This is a genomic window from Flavobacterium granuli (assembly GCF_031456055.1).
Lineage (GTDB): Bacteria > Bacteroidota > Bacteroidia > Flavobacteriales > Flavobacteriaceae > Flavobacterium > Flavobacterium granuli_A.
Window position 1 is genome coordinate 669,651 of sequence record NZ_JAVDTX010000002.1, and the last position, 17,917, is coordinate 687,567.

The window sequence follows — 17,917 nt, forward strand, 5'->3', positions numbered from 1 at the left end:
TCTGCAAGCACTTCAAAATGATACAAAATCACTCTAAAACATATTGAAGATTTTAAAAAATATACCTACTCAAAAAAAACAATCTATACTGCCAATGAACAAAATGACTATATATAGTTATAGTATTCATTGCAGTTTTATTACATTATATCCATAACAATATAATTCAATTTATTTCGAAAACTCCACTGTTTTCAATTTGTTCCATCCTCCACGGGTAAAATCAGGGATTTGTACAGGAGCAGAACCATTGTCAAGAGAAATTTCAGTCAATGGACCGAGACAAGACCATTCGGCCAAGTCATATACATCCATATCCAATGGAAGTCCGTTTTGAAGGCAATGAATTAAACGGTAATCCATTATAAAATCCATTCCTCCATGGCCACCAACTTGTTTGGCTTTTTCTTCGATTCCAACTACTATTGGATGCTTATATTTTTCCATTAAAGCCTTTTTTACATCAGCTGGCACAAAACTATGTGCAGATAAGTTCTCATGATTTGGAGCAATATCTGAACTTATCGATTTTGAATCCAATGCATATCCTTCTACTGGGTATTTATTAGCAAACCCCTTTGATCCAGTAAGCTGATACATTCGGCTATACGGACGAGGATTCGCCACATCATGCTGAATTTGAATTGTTTTTCCATTCTCGGTACGAATCATAGTCATGGTATGATCCCCATTTTTAAAATCTTTCAAATCCTGCCCAGTATTTTCTTTAATAAATGCAGGAATACCAACAACTTTAGTATCCATAGAAACCAGATAATTCATTTTGTCACCACGGTGAATATTCAACGCTAAACATACCGGTCCCATACCGTGTGTGGCATAAATGTCACCGCGATGTTCTTTATTATAGTCCAAACGCCAGTTATTCCAATAATCTTTCCAAAAAGGTTCAAGATTGTGTATATAAGCACCTTCTGCATGAAGTATTTCACCGAACAATCCTTGTTGAGTCATATTCAAAGTGGTCAATTCAAAGAAATCATAAACACAGTTCTCTAATTGCATACAATGTTTTCTGGTTTCTTCAGAAGTATTGATTAAATCCCAAATTTCTTCCATTGTCATAGCGCCGGGCACCTCAATTGCCACGTGCTTTCCGTCTTTCATCGCTTGAACACCAATCTGGGCATGATGTTTCCAGTCGGTAGCAACATAAACAAGATCTACATTTGGAAGTGCAGTCACTTTACGCCAAGCATTAGCATCTCCAAAAAATTCTTGTGCTTTAGGGAGTCCCGCTTTTACCAAAATCTGATTCGCAGATTTTGTTCTGTCTTCCACCATATCGCAAAGAGCAACAATTTCTACGCCAGGAATATGTGTCATACGCTCTACAGCACCAGGACCTCTCATACCCAATCCGATAAATGCAACACGAACTGTTGGTATTGGAGTACAAGCCATACGCAAAACATCTGTTTTTCCTTTGGGACGTTTTGGAGTGTTAGTCTTTATCATTTGGGCAGATGTTCCAATCCATCCCAATAAACAACAAATAATCAAAATGTTTTTAAAAAAAATAGCTTTCATTATTATATTAATTAGTTATAAAAAAATTGACACAAAAAACTGTATCAAATTCATCTAAATCATTTTGACAATTATGGCAAACCATTAAAGTCATGCTTAATTTATTGCTGATTAAAATCCTAGTGAAAATAATTTACTCCTTCATCGAATTAAAAAAAACCACTATTTTTCAAATAGGGTGATTTTCATATTAACTTTCTAAATAATCCACACTACAATTCAATTACGAATCTATATATTAAATTTTTATTAAACAAGAAAACGACAAACAATGTGCTCGAACACATTACTTTTGTGTTCTCGAGCACAAAAGAACATGAAACAAACCTATTTTTGTATAAATTCCAATTTTAAAAAAAGCGATTGAGCAGATTTGAAATATTATTTTCTTACAAATGACTACAATATTGATTAAATGATTAATTTGTAGAAAATAAATAATAAATCCAATATAAAATGGATCACGAAATAAAAGAATACACAGTAAATTTAATCGAAAAAGAACAGTTGATTATCTCAGGAAAAGGAGATGATAATTTATGGAATAGAGCTATGATTTTAACCGATTTTTATTCTCCATGGGATAGTAAAAAACCATTAAAAATAACATTTAAGGCACTTTGGGATTCCGAAAAATTATTTTTCAACTTCACCGTTTTAGATTCGTCAATTCATATAAAAAAAGAGGATGACAGTATTGACAGCATCAATAATTCGGATAGAGTCGAACTTTTTTTCAGACCCGATGATACCATGAATCCCTACTACTGCTTGGAAATGGATACTGATGCACGGTTAATGGATTTTATCGCTTATCCAAATAAGAATTTCGATTTTAAATGGAGCTGGCCAAAGGATGACATACTAATTCGATCTTCCATAAAAAAGGATTCTTTTACTGTTGAAGGTTCAATTTCTATTCAATCCCTAAACGATTTTAAATTAATTAAAAACAATAAAATCGAAACTGGAATTTTTCAGGCAAAATACTCCCCAGACAAAAACGGAAATTTTGAACCTATCTGGGTAACATGGATAAATCCAAATACGGAAACACCAAATTTTCATATAGCTTCTTCTTTTGGAACCCTAATCTTAAAAGAATAAATATTATTCCACATAAGACATAGCATTCTCTGAATTAACTATATCTATAGGCAAAAGGATTGTGTTTGGAATCTGTTTATCAAAAAGGAAAAATTCGATAATCGAGATAACTCCCAAATAGGTTTGTCTTTTTTGATTTTGATGAATTAAAAAATCAATTACTCCTTGATTCAAATAATTCACATTATTCGCAATCAAATCATACCCAATGATGGCAATGTTTTTAGTCTTTGTTTCACTAATTACTTTGGCAATTTGATAAGCTTTTGAAGTAGAAACAAAGATGCCAGACAAATCCTGATTTTCATTGAGAAAATTAGTAAAATTGATTTCAACATTGGGACTCTTTAATTTCAAAGTAGATATATCATAATCCTGATTTTCTTTTTCATTGAAATAATTTCGGAAACCTCTCTCCTTCTCCTGCATGTGAATCGCATTCTTAATCGATTCGTCAATATGAATAATGGTAATCTGTCCTTTTTTCAAAAGCAAATCCAATAATTTAGCTGCTACTCTCCCACTATGGAATAAGTCCTGGCCAACAAAACTCTTTATTGAATCGGATTGAACTTGGTTATTAAAAGTATTTACAATAATATTTAACTCATCGTATTTTTTGACAACCTCCAACGTTTCTTTATGAAATAAAGGAGGTAACAAAACGGCATCTGGTGACATCTCCAAAACAATTTCATTTATTTCCAAAAAGGATTTTTTACTTTCCGGGTTGAAGAAAAAAGTTTTAATCGAAAAATTGTAAGCTCTGAATTCTTTAACGGCATCTTCAATACCTTTTATGCAAGGCTGCCAATAGGGATCGATTTCAGGATCTGGAAGTAATATACAAATGTGATACACTTTATTGTTCTTTAAATTCCTAGCAACAAGATTTGGTTCGTAGTTTATAACATTTAGAACTTCGTTGATTTTATTTAGAGCATCAACAGAAACCTTTCCTCTTTTGTGCAGAACTCTATCTACAGTTCCTTTTGAAACTCCAGCTAATTGAGCAATATCTTTTATTGTATATTTCTTATCCATAATCACAAATATATAAGTTTTCCATTAAGATATCACCAATAAATAAAGTATCTAATTTTACTAATTTAAGGTTATTTACAAATAATGTGCTCGAACACATTTTATTTGCTTTTTCTTGTTTTATTAGAACTTAATATATAATTTCGTTTCATTAAAAAGAAACTTAAGAATATTTATTCATATTCATTTTTACATCTAAACAAATTAAATTCAACTATTTAACACGTTTTATAAGTGAGAAAAATTATATCATTAGCCCCGGGTCGTACCTGTCTCTTTGGAGACCATCAAGATTATCTTGGTTTACCCGTTATAGCATGCGCAATTGACAGAGATATAAAATTAACTGCAACACAAAATACCACCAACGTATTTAAATTAAATATGGTTGATATTAATGAAGTACGAATTATTGATATCAATGAAACCTTCCCGAATTTAAAACCACGCGACTATTTTGCCTCCTCATTAAGGGTTCTTAGAAGACATGGTTGCATTCCAACTCTTGGATATGACATTACCGTAACCGGAAATATTCCTATCAATTCAGGAACATCTAGTTCATCTGCCCTACTAATTGCATGGATAAATTTTTTGATAACCGCATTTGGTGTTGATGATGAAATAACACCTGAATTTATTGCACAAATGGGATATGTTTCTGAAGTATTAGAACATGGAGAGCCAGGAGGAATGATGGATCATTATAGCATCAGTATGGGCAATATTGTGCATATTAACACAAATGAACCGTTTCGCTGTTCAATTATTGGAACTGATTTAAAAGGACTAATTATAGGTGTTTCCGGTGTTCCAAAAGAAACCATAGGGCTAATTGGTGAATTAAAAAACAATGCTTTATTGGCGATAGATATTGTAAAACAGAATCATAAAGATTTTGATTTAAATGCTACCGAAAATGAAGATTTAAAGAAATATTGCAACTTTTTGCCAGATCGATTGATTCCTTATTTCGAAGCAGCAATAAAAAATCATCAATACACAAAACTTGCTCTGAAAGAATTTCAGAAGCCAACTCTTGATCTAAAAAAGATTGGGGAATTAATGAATGGTCATCATGCTGTTTTGAGAGATTTATTAAAAATTACAGTGCCAAAAATTGATGCCATGATAAGAGCCGCATTAAACTCAGGCGCATATGGGGCAAAAATTGTTGGTTCAGGCGGAGGCGGCTGCATAGTGGTTATTGCTGATCCAAAAAATCAAGAACGAGTTGTCCAATCCATTTTGGAAGCAGGTGCAAAAGAAGCTTATGCTGTAGGGATAGATTCTGGAGCGAGAATATTATAATATAATTAAATAAAAAACATGCATAACAATTTAATTATTTTGGCAGGAGGAGCTTCTTCAAGAATGAAAAAACAAGCTTCATTGGAAAATTTAAGTAATAAAGAAATCCAACAAGCCAATGAGAGAAGTAAAGGACTTATTGGAGTAGGTCCTAATGGAAGACCTTTATTAGATTACCTTTTGCTGAATGCTAAAAAAGCTGGATATAAAAACATCTATATTATCATTGGTGAACAAGGAGAATTGTTCAAAGAATTTTACGGCCGTAAAAATGAAAACAATGATTTTCATGGATTAAACATTTCATTTGCTGTCCAATATGTTCCTGAAAACAGAATAAAACCATTTGGCACAGCCGACGCCTTATTCCAAGCTGTCGAACAGTATCCAGAACTAAACACTCAATTTTATTCGGTTTGTAATAGCGATAATTTATATTCGACCAGAGCACTTTTGGCACTTAGAGAAACAAGTAGCCCAAATGCTTTCATAAGTTATGATCGTGACGCAATGGAATTTACTTCAGAACGAATTTCACGCTTTGCCATTGCAAAACTAGGCACTGATAATCAACTCTTGGATATTCTTGAAAAACCATTGGCTGATAGTATCGAGGATTATAAAGATTCACAAGGTAAATTAAGAGTAAGCATGAACGCCTTCAAATTTAACGGGGCACTTTTATATCCCTATCTCAAAAACTGTCCTGCTCATCCTGAAAGAGACGAAAAAGAACTTCCAACCGCACTTTTAAACTCCATAAAAGATCATCCAAATATGACAGTTGGAATTCCTTTTTCTGAACATGTTCCAGACTTAACAGCAAAAGAAGATATACTCGAGGTAAAAGAATATTTGAAAAAATATTATCCTGAAATAAACTGGAACGTAAACTAGTAAAAGAAGAAAATAATGATGAATAAATGCACAATTACGGAAGGAACAAGCTTTATAGGAACCTCATTGTCAAATATTCATCAGTAAAACAGTACTAAATAATCATGTTGGATAGTTTAAGAACAGCAATTTAAAAAACATAAAAGGGTAACATGCCCAATCCTAAAATAACTATATAGGTTATTAAATAAATCCTGTTAGAACTATACAAATATAATTTTTAATCCTAAACTATTTTTCATGAAACATACTGTACCTGCAAGTTATCTCTTTAAAGAAAAATGTCCTTTGATTTCCTTTCCGTTTTCCATGTTTATGGAAAACCAATAGTCAGTGGCTGGAAGTGGAATCCCTCCAAAGGTGCCGTCCCAAGTCTTATTGACGCCCATTTCTGTTATCAGTTTTCCATAACGGTCAAATATTCTTATGGCAGACTTATTGTTCAAATTGGATCCAATTATGCCCCAGGTATCGTTATAACCGTCCCCGTTTGGCGTGAAATATTTTGGATACATCAGCACACTGGCTTCTTTCTTTGTTGTTGGGCAACCATTTTTGTCTTTTATGTAAACGGTATATCCTCCGGCTGATAAATCCATAAAAGTATTATTGTCCTGAAAATGAATTCCGTCTATGGAATATTCATAGTCACCAATACTGCCGGGCTCTAGTAAAATGGTTAATGCGTTCTTGTTGTCTGTCCAATCGTCAATCTCAATTTTGGAGATTATGGCACTGCTTGATTTTACAACAGTAAAATTCTTACTAGATGTACACGATAGGATGCCGTAATTTTTGCTCACATCAACCAAATAGTTCCCAGGTGTGGAAACCGCAATTGTCTGACTTGATTCAGAGGTTGACCATTTATAAATATCGTTGCCCGAGCCTGCATCTATCGTAATTGAATCATTACCACAAATGGGCACGATATCCGAAATTGGGATAATGGGTTTGTGAACTAAATTCAGATTCAACTTTACAATTTGCCCACAGCCTTTATCGGAAAGGATTTGCACATAAATATCATGCGAACCAACAGTAAGTTGGTAATCAGTGACCTTAGTGATTTTATCGGATTCTATTTGATTGTTAGCTCCTTCTAATGAACCATAATAGGTAAAATTATAGTTGGCCACATTATCGATAAGTTTTGGAGTATAACTGGACAGATCAACCGTTTGATAACTGTCGTTGAAATCACCGCATACCGTTTGGCTGTAATCATTTGCTTTGAGTGTATTGACAAACGTTGCCTTTACGGCCAGCCGAGGGATACTTTCACAATTTCGAACGGTTTGAGTCGCGTAATAGGACGTATTGTCTTTTAATTTTGTCCCCGAGGGAAGGCTCGTGGTTTGGGTTGCACTGGCATACCAACTAATATTACTTCCCGAAACGACTATACTCTCGATTGTGGCATCCTGCGTGCTGCAGAAACTTTGATTAGCATCACCCGTTGGTGCAGCATTTGGTATTTCTATTTGAATAGGAAGTCGATCACTTTCGCATCCATTTATAGTTTGGGTTGCAAAATAAGTTCCACCGTCCTGTAGTTTCGTTGCGGTATTTAACAGCGAACCGTTTACCGTCTGATTATACCATTTAAGGTTTTGTCCCGTCACGCCAATATCGGCTAGAGTTACGTTTTGTTGAATGCAAAATGCCTGGGGTGAACTTGCAGTTGGTATTGGTTGTGGGGCGCCGATAATCAAAGTTTGGTTTTGGGTAATGGAATTTCCGTTGCCGTCATCATATTTCCAAACCAGCGTATAGGTTCCTGGTATCGAATAGAAAAGTGAACTCACGGTAGTTCCCATGATTAAACCCGAACAGCCATCGGTAGCAGTTGGGACTGTAGTGATTTGCTCGCTGCAATTTACGTTTAAGACAGGGAGATCGACAACATCCGGAATGGGAGGAGTTTTGTCTCCTACAAAAACAGTTGTTGTCAATGTATCCACACAACCTTCATCGGCTGTAATTGTACAAATGTATTCCCCAGCATTTTCGGTAGTTGCATTTGCTATTATTGGATTTTGTTCCGTTGATGTAAATCCTTCTGGTCCAGTCCACAAATAGCTGGTGCCCCCTGAGGCTTTGAGTTTAATGTCTTTGCCCAGACACACGGGAGAATTACTCTCTGGTTTTGGGAAACCTTTATCCATGGACTCATGAAACTTCATGAAATAAAAAGAAGATTTCTCAAAATCTCCAAGTCCCTTTTGTGCTGTTCCTCCTATAATAATATCATTATTTTTATCGAAACAAAGCCTGCTAGTAGATGCCTTTCCATTTTCATATCCGGAAGGCTTACCGGTATAAGTCCCGAATACCAATTCTCCATTTTTGTTCAATTTTCCCAAATATCCTTCGTTAGCTCCTGCTCTTTTAAATGCGCAGGGGGTTGTGATTGAGGTATCATCTCCACCACCGTTTCCGGAAACATAAAGATATCCGTTTTTAAAAACAATGGTATTTACTTCTGTATTTTTGCTGAAATAGGTCCCCCAAACCCTCATGCCGCTACTATCGAGTTTACCTAGAAAAGAGGAAAAACCAGCTGGATAGGACTCTTTAAAACTTCCTGTAGTGGCCATATTCTTCGTAGCTTTTGTTCCACCAACAATATAAATATTATTATTGTCATCAATTTCTACATCAAATAGTACTGAAGCTCTTTCTCCACCGTAATAGGTGCTCCAAATTCTTTTCCCATCCAAAGCAAATTTGGATATTAGAGGATCCCCAAGGTCTTCTCCATATAACTTAGGATAATAATTCTCCTGAAACACTCCTGGAGTTCCAAGATATCGAGATTCAGAAAACCGACTAATTACAACCAAATAGTCATCTGCACATTTTATACTTTCTCCAAAATAATCATAGACCTCTCCACCGACATAGGTGCTCCAAGTAATCTTACCGTTTGGGTCAAACTTGGATAAAAAACCATCTCGCCAACCACCGTTAAATTTATTTTGAAAATTACTATTTACCGCAATTCCGTCGGCACTTGATGTTGCTCCTGCAATGTATATGTTATTATCCTTATCTGTATCAATACTATATCCCCCTTCATATGTACTTCCTCCAAAATAAGTCCCCCAGAGACGAATACCACTGGAATTGAATTTCACTACAAATGCGTCTCCCATACTTTGTCCATCATTATCTAAATAATATTCTTTGTAAGCTCCAGAAGTCGAGATATTGGCAACACTTGAAGTTGAACCAGTAATCACAATATTCCCCTCTGAATCAGCTGCTAAACCAGCTACGTGATCAAATTCTAAACCTCCAAAATAGGTACCCCATATCCTTTTCCCATCAGCATCAAATTTTGCAATTACGCCATCCTCCCCTCCCGTTAGAATGGTTTTATACGCACCTGAACTGGCATAAAAAGAAGATGCTCCCGAAGTATCCCCTGAAAAATAAATATCTCCATTTTTATCAGAATCCATATCAGTAAAATGTTGATCTTTATCTTCTAAGCCATAAACAAATACCCACAGCCGCTCGGGTATAGGGTCTATTACCACTGTTCTATTTGTAATTACTTTTTTGGTGTTAAAACCGTAAATACCATCCTTAATTTTTCGGTATCCAACAGTAATTCCATTTTTGTTATTTTTCTCTTCTATCCAACTTGCAGGAAGAGTTTCATTCATCAGACCAAATCGGGTTTCAATTCGGATTTTATTCTTAATCAATTCGGTTTTGGCTCCACTGAATTTCATTTGGATATCAGACATGTTCCCTCCGGGATGGATTACAAAATTGTATTCAACCGGTTTTAATCTGTCATCGGGAATGGAAAAAACAACATCGATTTTTGGATAAATATTTTTGTAGATTATCTTTTTGTATTGATGCACCATCGTAATGCCATCAGGCTTGTTGGGTACATTGTAGTAGTTATCATAATCATCTGACTTCCCTTCACCAATCAATGTTGCTTTTGGATTAGGGTTGACAAAATCAATATCAATTCTGTGGCAATCATAATCTAAAGTTTCGCTTGGACTGTTCTTGTTTTCTTTTAAAGGGATTGCTAATTCGTCTATATTTTGATCAACTCTCTTTTCTTTGGGGCGTTTTTTAGGTTCATACACCTCATACGAAAATCCATTCTTCTTGATTTGTACATTCAATCCCTTAGTATTCAACAGGAACTTTACTAAAGAATTGGGTTTCCTGTTTTGGTCCATAATCTGTCCCTTGTTTTCCCTAAACCCAACGGATTCCTTTATGTTTTGGGCGGATGCGGTAAAGACTACTAAACAAAAAAATATTTTGAAAGTCATAATTGCAGGAATTAGCAGGAAAGAAGCTGACAAGTAAATTTATAAAAAAACGTTGATATTTCAATATTTTTTGAAGTAATAGCAAACAAAAGGTAATAAATAGATTTAATCTTTTTTTTGAATCGTTTATCCGCATTTAAAATTTTAGATTTTAAATTGTCGAGATCGGCGTTTATTGAACGGCTTCTTCTGAAGTACCCCTCATTTTTGATATTTCGGAATTGAGAGGAAATGCATTTTGTTGAAAATTCAATGCAAGTCAAACACCAAAAGAATAGATATATTGGAACAAAAAATCGAAAAGTTAAAAATGAGAAAAAGAGTAGAAACGACAATAAATGACATCAAGAAAATGTTTCCAAGAACAATACATGCTGTAACATTCGAGGGTTTTCTAATAAAGCTAACCTTATTTGCATTTGGACTCCTATTAAATAAGTCAATTAACTAGCAACTTGAATTAATTATATCCAAAAACATATAACAGACTCTGTCTTTCGAAAAACTATTCGTAGCTAATGATCCAAATTTTCACTTATAACTATACAATCATTCCAAAAAATACTTGATTTGCTGTTCGGATCCTAACTGATCAAATCTCACATCAATTTTTTTTGAAAAATATTTTTAACCTAAACCAAAGCAAATGAAACAATTAAAAAAATACTAGAAAAATAAGGGTAATTTTTCTAAAAATAGATTTGCATAACCAAAAAAGGTTCTTATATTTGCACTCGCAATCAGATAATGAAAGCAACATACTGGAGAAATGGCAGAGCGGTCGAATGCGGCAGTCTTGAAAACTGTTGACTGTAACAGGTCCGGGGGTTCGAATCCCTCTTTCTCCGCCAGTAGAAGTTTCAAAAGAAACTTTAAAAATCAAAAGCCTTTAAACACTAGTGTTTAAAGGCTTTTTCTTTTTTGGAAACCTTTCAAAAAACACATCTTCTATCAAAGAACAGTACACCTATTAGTGCACCTAAAAATTTTGGATTTTTTTTCCAATTTTAAGTGCACTAAAAAAAGAGAATTCCCCGGGAATTCCCTGCTATTATAGAGTTCTAGCAAAATTTTTAAATCAATTTGATTATTAATTTAAAAACTAGAAAACATGTTAAAAGTAATTTTTTACCAAAAATCAGACAAAATAGACAAAAATGGAGAATCTCCGATATTCGCCCGTCTATCATTCAAAAATCAACGTATTTCAATTAGTACATGTAGATCTATCTCTAAAAAAAGATGGCTCTTTACAAATAACCTAAGAAATGTTTTAAAACTCGAAAAAGAAAAAGTGATTAAAAACTCTCTTGATCTTTTCCAGCTCAATGCGGAAAAAAAATTGAACGAACTCTTCAAAATTGATCCTGAAGTATCCTTGGAATTACTAAAAGCTGATCTGGTGGGTAAAGTAAAAACTAACCTCAGTACAAAACAGATTACCATAATTGAGATTTTGGACAAATACAATAAGCACTTTAGAAGAAAAGTAGCAGCATGTGAGCGTTCCTCTGCTTCACTTCAAAAATATGAGAGATCGAAAGAACTTCTGTTGAATTTTATGAAAAAAAACTATGAGATTAATGATATACCTGCTTTGGAGATATCCAGCTCGTTTATCTATAAGCTTGAAGAGTTTCTTAAATACGAAAGCAATTTTAAAGACGGATACAACTATATTTTCTATATAAAAAAAGGAAAATCTCGCGATTTCCCTTTTTTTTACTTTTTAAAATACAAGTAATACTATTTTTTAGATGCATCAAGTTGTCCTATTGACAATGTCAATAGTCCATTACTTTTATTATATATATTTTGATAAACTGGATTTGTGGTTCCTTGCGAAGGAATACGTGTTATATTTGCAATACGAGCTTTAAAAGCAGTTATTTCCGCATCAGTCAAATCGGTTTTGCTCATAACGACTACAAGTGACTTGAAGCTTTTTTGAGAATTCGCACTATTTGGAGTTCTTGTTTTATTGGTAAAACGGGAATCATTATAAATAGTCAAACTTTCAGGATCTTTAATTTGTGAAGCAGGGATTGCTCCTGCAAGATATAATTCGATATCTGCATAACTGTTACCCGCACCTGTGAGTACCCCTTGTACCTTATCCCAATGCCCCCCGTAATTTTGAGGAACTGCCCAATTTGCCCAGCGATGACACATTTCGTGCAATACAGGACCAAGGTCAATGTTGTTTTTATAAAGGAAATAAACGCCTTGTAATTTACCCGTAGAGCCATATTCACTTGTGTGATCAAATAATTCAAGACCAATACCTTGTATGTCATTTTTTACATGTTGGTACTCACCATAAGGCATACTTCCCCCCGCTGGAAGTGAAGGAAGATCGGTATTATTCATCACTATGATGACGAAGTCAAAATCATCTTTTAGGTTTGAATAAATTTCCTTCTTGTAAAAAGCCTTTAATTTAGCAGTTGCATCTATTGAATTAATGGAATTACCATTCCAGTAGTTATAATCATCGGCTGATAATTTTAAATAGCAAAAAGTATTAGTAGATTCTATCTTTAAATTGCTTGTAGCTGGAGTTATAGATTCACCAGTATTTTCTGATAAACTTTCATCATTGCTGCTACAAGCTGTTAGTAAAAGAATAACGATAAAAGAAATACAGATCGTTTTGAAGTAGAATTTGAGAAACATAAATGATTTTAATTTTGGATTATAAATGGATCACCCCGAGGCAAAGCCTCGAGGTGTCTATCGGAAGGAAGTAAATTTTTAGTTTTATGAAAACCTTAGGTTTTCAAGCTTTCCTCTCTAACCCCGAGACAGAGCCTCGAGGAATTTAACTGATTAAAAAAACAAAACCTTTTTTTTTAAAACACACGTTTTCTAGGAAGTGCTTTTTATCAGCATTCAATCAGTTTCAACTATTATAATTTAATTATAATAAACTCCGAACGTCTGTTGGCTTTATGTTCTTCTTCAGTACATTCCACTCCGTCAGAACAATGGTTTACCAACTGGGATTCACCGTAACCTTTCCCTATTAATCGAACCGAATTAATACCATTTTTTACTAACCATTCCACCGTGGCTTTGGCTCTCATATTTGATAATTTTTGATTGTAATCAGCTGTTTGACGACTATCCGTATGGGAGCGAACTTCAACTTTCATCTCTGAATGTTCCTTCATCACAATTAATATTTTAGCCAACTCATAAGCCGCATCCTTATTAATGTTTGATTTATCCAAATCAAAATAAATATTCGAAATATTCAATGTTTTAGCTAGATCAGTTCCAACTTCTACTGGTTTGACATAACGCTCTAGTGTCAAAGGAAAGTCTTCATTGCCAGAAACTGCCTTTATTGTAACAAAACCCTCCTTCGTTTGATACTCGTCTTTTTCTCCTCTTACATAATAGGTTTTACTGCAATCGACAGGAAAACTGTAACGCCCTTGCTCATCAGTTTGAACCACTTGAAGAGGCTTTAAGCTAGCATCTAACAAGGTCATCTTCGTATTTGCAAGTATTTTTCCAGAATCTGAGTCGGTAACAAGCCCGGCAAGCGTTTGTTCGCAATTCAGTTTTTTTCTCTCCACAAATCGGTAAATATCATCATATCCTTTTCCTCCTTCTCTATTAGAGGTAAAAAATCCATTTCTATCTTTGCTGTTGATTAAAAAAGCAAAATCATCTTGTTTGCTATTAATAGGTTCACCAACATTTTGTATATCATAAAAACTATCATCTACGCTTATTCTAGCTATAAAAACATCCAATCCCCCTAAACCAGGTCTTCCATCAGAAGCAAAATACAATTCGTTATCCTTGGAGATAAAAGGGAAGCTTTCTCTTCCTTCTGTATTGACTTCAGGTCCTAGATTCTCAGGAACTCCATAACTGCCATCGGCATTTATTTTGACTCTGAATAAATCCGATTGTCCAAATGTTCCAGGCATATCCGAGGCAAAATACAAAGTTTTTTCGTCAACGCTTAAAGTAGGATGTGCTACACTATATTCGTTACTATTAAATGGCAATTCCGCTACATTACCCCATTGACCGCTCTTATCGAGTGTGGCTTTGTACAGTTTTAGCAAAGTGTTTTTATTGGCATCTCTCCCTCTTTTTCCTTCCAAAAAGTTGTTTCGGGTAAAATACATGGTTTGACCATCCTTTGTAAATATTGGAGTCGATTCATTGAATTTAGAATTAATCTTGCGATTAAATCGTTCCGGTGTCCCCATTTCTCCATCGGGTTTAATCTCCGACCAATACAAATTTGTAAACGCTTTATTAGTCCATTTGAATACTTTTTTTGAAACTCCACCCGTATCTCTAGCAGACGCAAACACCAATTTATTTCCCAACAACGAACTGCCGTAATCTGAAAACATAGAGTTTATCCCCGCATCCACTACTTCAAAGCGACCTGAATTGGCCTTGATTTTCTCAAGATAATTTCGGTTGTCTTTGAACAATATCCCACGCTTATCATTATTTAATTTTTGATTGAACTGCTCTAGTATCTGATCTGCTTTAGTATAATCCCCTTTGGTTCTTAGAGTCTGGGAATAACGATAAAAATACTCTGGTTCCTGATTGGGGTATAAAGTAAAAAGCTGGTCATACCACTTTAAAGCTTGTGAAAATTCAGCAACAAAATAGTTGGCATTCCCTAATTTCTGAAACATCTTCTCGTCTTGATACCCTTTTGCTGCCACTTTTTCATAAATGTCTATCACATCTATATAGGCAAAACGATCATATTTTTTTTCGGCTTTAGCCACTGTAGATTTTTGTGCAAATCCTTGTAATAAGAAAATACTCAAGAACAGACTATATAGTAATTTTTTAATTTTCATAGGTGTCGGTTTTAGAAGAATCTTGGGGATATAATTTTGTCGTATTTATTAAACAATTCGTATCGCAAAAAGATTTCGTGTGAGCCTGAATTGTAATGCCTAAATTCGGTGGTGTCAAAATCATAACTGTATCCAATAAACCAGGAATCACTTGCCTGAAATCCTACCATGGCACTCATAGCTGCACTCCATCTATAAGCCAATCCTGCGACAAATTTTTCGTTAAACATAAAATTAGCCGATACATCTACCTGCAGAGGAGCTCCTTGAACATATTTGGTTTCCAAAGTGGGTTTTAATTTCAGGCTTGGATTCAAATCAAACACGTATCCAGCGATCAAGTAATAGTTGATTTTTTCAGCAGCAACATGGCTTGAAGGGCTCGAGTTTGATGATTGATCAAAATGCTTCGTTTCAAGCAAATTCGGTGCCGATATTCCGATGTAACTATTGTCAGAATGCAAATAAAATCCAACTCCTATATTAGGCGAAAATTTATTATCAATATCATCCTGATACTGATTTGGGTCGCCTGGCTGATAAGTAAGTTTACTGAAATCTATGTTTAACAAATTCGCGCTGGCTTTTAATCCAAAGGACATTTTATACTTTTCTGATGCCGGTATTGTATAGGAGAAATCCGCAGCAATATTATTCTCTGTAGAAATTCCAATTTTATCGTTTACAATGGATAAACCCAATCCAACTTTACTATCATTCAAAGGAGTATTGATCGAAAAGGAATTTGTCACTGGAGCTCCATCGACTCCTACCCATTGGTTACGGTGCAAAGCAAAAATACTCATCGACTGTCTGGATCCGGCATAAGCGGGATTTACCACTATCGTATTGTACATATACTGTGTGTATTGTGCGTCTTGTTGGGCAGAAACCACAATAGTAAAAAACATTACTATTACCCCTATTATTCTTGTTTTCATGTTCTGATTTTTTTTATAACACCTTTGTCTCATCTGACTATCTTCTATTCAAATACAGGTAACCAGATTTCTCAAAAGCATTCGAATTACTGTCTTTGTATTTCAGTATGTAGAAATAATTCCCAACTGGTAATTCTTGTGATTTTTCGAAAGTCACCCTACCCTCGGAGATTCCTCTAAATGCAACGTCATCATTATTATAATGTTCACGTTCAAATACCAATACTCCCCAACGGTTAAAAATCTGTACTGAATTGTTTGGATAACATTCTATTCCTTGTATAACAAATCTATCATACATCCCACTTCCATCTGCAGTAACTGAGTTGTACACTTTAATTTCACATTCTGAAGTTACTATTATGGTAACTAATGCCTCTTCACAATTACTAGGATTCACTTTATCACAAACAGCGTATCTCAATGTATAAGTTCCCGCAGGAGTACCTGGTGCTACGATAACATCGATACCCGATAATGTAATACCCGCATTGGTTGAACTTACAAAAGAAACATTCACCATAGCTGGCGTTAAAGCCACCCCATTCAAAGTATCGTTACCAATTATATCAGCCACTTTACCTCCAGTAAATCCGTTTATGGTAAACTCTGCTGCTCTACCATTATCGTTGTCATTATTAGCCAATAACACCGATGCACTTACCGTTACCGTCGCTGTTGTTGTTTTACAGTTACCCTGGCTGCTTACCTCACATATGGTATAATTTATTGAGTAGACTCCCGCTGGCGTGTTTGGCGCAACTGCTATCGTTCCGTCAGGGTTCATCGTTAATGGTCCTGTCGGCGTAGAGCTCAATGTTACATTTCCAGGAGCGGTTCCTATTACTACTCGTACACCGTTTAGCGTATCGTTTCCGATTACACTTGGCGTATTGGTTCCCGGCAATGCCGTTGTAGCATCGGCTACTGCCGTCATCGGAGGTGCTGTTACCGTTACCGTAACTGTTGTTGTTTTACAGATACTTGGGTTATTTACCTCACATATCGTATAATCAATTAAGTAGTCTCCAGCTGGCGTGTTTGGCGCAACAGCTATCGTTCCGTCAGGGTTCATCGTTAATGGTCCTGTCGGTGTAGAGCTTAGCGTTACATTACCCGGAGCAGTTCCGATCACAACTGGTACACCGTTTAGCGTATCGTTTGTGATCACGCTCGGTGTATTGGTTCCCGGCAATGTTGTTGCTGTATCGGCTACTGCCGCTATCGCTGGTGCCGTTACCGTTACCGTAACTGTTGTCGTGCTACAGTTACTTCGATTGCTAACCTCACAGATCGTATAAGCTATTGAATAGCTTCCCGCAGGTGTGTTTGGCGCCACTGTTATCGTTCCGTCAGGGTTCATCGTTAACGGTCCGGTCGGCGTAGAGCTTAGCGTTACATTCCCCGGAGCAGTTCCGATTACTACAGGAATTCCGTTTAACGTATCGTTTGCAATTACACTTGGTACATTCGCTCCCGGTAATACAGCTGGGGGCCTATCGGCTACAGCATCAATTGGATTCGACACTACTATAGTAACCGTTACCGAATCACAATTTGAAGGCACAACTGCCAATCCTGTCACTGGGTTAACCTCACATATTGTGTACGTGATTGAATAACTTCCAGATGGTGTGTTTGGCGCCAGAGTCAATACTCCGTCAGCATCAATGCTTAATGGGCCTGCCGTTACAGGCGTCACATCGCTATTGTCGGCCGTTACCGGAACTCCATTTAACGTATCGTTTGCTGTTACATTTCCAACTGTTGTTGGAGCTGTTGTGCTTGGAGTTTGCGTTGGGAAAACATCAGCTACGGCATCGAATGGATTCGACACTACTATAGTAACCGTTACCGAATCACAATTTGAAGGCACAACTGCCAATCCTGTCGCTGGGTCAACCTC

Annotated in this window: 11 protein-coding genes, 1 tRNA gene and 1 pseudogene; 6 read left to right on the forward strand and 7 right to left on the reverse strand. The window is 35.6% G+C overall.

Features of this window, described 5'->3' with window-relative positions; genetic code table 11:
* Positions 1–171 precede the first annotated feature (171 nt).
* Positions 172–1,551 carry a Gfo/Idh/MocA family protein gene (locus J2W95_RS06980; RefSeq protein ID WP_409025119.1) on the reverse strand — a complete coding sequence of 460 codons (1,380 nt, stop codon included), beginning with the start codon at positions 1,549–1,551 and terminating at the stop codon, positions 172–174.
* Positions 1,552–2,007: 456 nt separating this feature from the next.
* Here J2W95_RS06980 and J2W95_RS06985 point away from each other — a divergent pair, with 456 nt between their 5' ends.
* Entirely contained in the window at positions 2,008–2,658 is a 651-nt protein-coding gene (locus J2W95_RS06985; protein ID WP_310005355.1) for a sugar-binding protein, read from the forward strand.
* Between the two features lie 3 nt (positions 2,659–2,661).
* Here J2W95_RS06985 and J2W95_RS06990 read toward each other — a convergent pair whose 3' ends face one another.
* The gene (locus tag J2W95_RS06990) at positions 2,662–3,702 is read right to left on the reverse strand and encodes a LacI family DNA-binding transcriptional regulator (protein ID WP_310005357.1); all 1,041 of its coding nucleotides are present in this window, start codon (positions 3,700–3,702) and stop codon (positions 2,662–2,664) included.
* A gap of 234 nt (positions 3,703–3,936) precedes the next feature.
* On the opposite strand from J2W95_RS06990, the gene J2W95_RS06995 reads away from it, so the two are divergent.
* The gene (locus J2W95_RS06995) at positions 3,937–5,013 is read left to right on the forward strand and encodes a GHMP family kinase ATP-binding protein (protein WP_310005360.1); all 1,077 of its coding nucleotides are present in this window, start codon (positions 3,937–3,939) and stop codon (positions 5,011–5,013) included.
* Between the two features lie 18 nt (positions 5,014–5,031).
* Positions 5,032–5,910, forward strand: a complete 879-nt coding sequence (locus J2W95_RS07000; RefSeq protein ID WP_310005362.1) for a sugar phosphate nucleotidyltransferase — start codon at positions 5,032–5,034, stop codon at positions 5,908–5,910.
* A gap of 263 nt (positions 5,911–6,173) precedes the next feature.
* Here the strand turns inward: J2W95_RS07000 and J2W95_RS07005 are convergent, their stop codons facing one another.
* On the reverse strand, positions 6,174–10,220 hold the full coding sequence (locus tag J2W95_RS07005) for a DUF7948 domain-containing protein (RefSeq protein WP_310005364.1): 4,047 nt from the start codon (positions 10,218–10,220) through the stop codon (positions 6,174–6,176).
* A 220-nt stretch (positions 10,221–10,440) separates the two neighbouring features.
* On the opposite strand from J2W95_RS07005, the pseudogene J2W95_RS17430 reads away from it, so the two are divergent.
* The 3 genes and pseudogenes from J2W95_RS17430 to J2W95_RS07015 form a co-directional block, all read left to right on the forward strand.
* Positions 10,441–10,671: pseudogene (locus tag J2W95_RS17430) on the forward strand (IS982 family transposase); the annotation flags it as partial.
* A 312-nt stretch (positions 10,672–10,983) separates the two neighbouring features.
* A tRNA-Ser gene (locus J2W95_RS07010) sits at positions 10,984–11,071 on the forward strand.
* A gap of 260 nt (positions 11,072–11,331) precedes the next feature.
* Positions 11,332–11,964: a hypothetical protein gene (locus J2W95_RS07015; protein ID WP_310005367.1), complete on the forward strand. Its 633-nt coding sequence runs from the start codon at positions 11,332–11,334 to the stop codon at positions 11,962–11,964.
* 2 nt (positions 11,965–11,966) lie between these two features.
* Here the strand turns inward: J2W95_RS07015 and J2W95_RS07020 are convergent, their stop codons facing one another.
* From J2W95_RS07020 to J2W95_RS07035, 4 genes are all read right to left on the reverse strand, one after another.
* Positions 11,967–12,896, reverse strand: a complete 930-nt coding sequence (locus J2W95_RS07020) for a hypothetical protein (protein ID WP_310005369.1) — start codon at positions 12,894–12,896, stop codon at positions 11,967–11,969.
* 233 nt (positions 12,897–13,129) lie between these two features.
* Positions 13,130–15,070: an OmpA family protein gene (locus J2W95_RS07025; protein ID WP_310005372.1), complete on the reverse strand. Its 1,941-nt coding sequence runs from the start codon at positions 15,068–15,070 to the stop codon at positions 13,130–13,132.
* 11 nt (positions 15,071–15,081) lie between these two features.
* On the reverse strand, positions 15,082–16,011 hold the full coding sequence (locus J2W95_RS07030) for a PorP/SprF family type IX secretion system membrane protein (protein WP_310005373.1): 930 nt from the start codon (positions 16,009–16,011) through the stop codon (positions 15,082–15,084).
* A gap of 37 nt (positions 16,012–16,048) precedes the next feature.
* On the reverse strand, positions 16,049–17,917 hold a 1,869-nt coding region (locus J2W95_RS07035), incomplete at its 5' end, for a T9SS type B sorting domain-containing protein (protein ID WP_310005375.1).

Coding starts and splice junctions, on each gene's coding strand:
- J2W95_RS07005 (WP_310005364.1), bottom strand. CDS start 10,220: ATGACTTTCAAAATATTTTTTTGTTTAGTAGTCTTTACCGCATCCGCC.
- J2W95_RS07030 (WP_310005373.1), bottom strand. CDS start 16,011: ATGAAAACAAGAATAATAGGGGTAATAGTAATGTTTTTTACTATTGTG.
- J2W95_RS06980 (WP_409025119.1), bottom strand. CDS start 1,551: ATGAAAGCTATTTTTTTTAAAAACATTTTGATTATTTGTTGTTTATTG.
- J2W95_RS07025 (WP_310005372.1), bottom strand. CDS start 15,070: ATGAAAATTAAAAAATTACTATATAGTCTGTTCTTGAGTATTTTCTTA.
- J2W95_RS07015 (WP_310005367.1), top strand. CDS start 11,332: ATGTTAAAAGTAATTTTTTACCAAAAATCAGACAAAATAGACAAAAAT.
- J2W95_RS06985 (WP_310005355.1), top strand. CDS start 2,008: ATGGATCACGAAATAAAAGAATACACAGTAAATTTAATCGAAAAAGAA.
- J2W95_RS07020 (WP_310005369.1), bottom strand. CDS start 12,896: ATGTTTCTCAAATTCTACTTCAAAACGATCTGTATTTCTTTTATCGTT.
- J2W95_RS07000 (WP_310005362.1), top strand. CDS start 5,032: ATGCATAACAATTTAATTATTTTGGCAGGAGGAGCTTCTTCAAGAATG.
- J2W95_RS06990 (WP_310005357.1), bottom strand. CDS start 3,702: ATGGATAAGAAATATACAATAAAAGATATTGCTCAATTAGCTGGAGTT.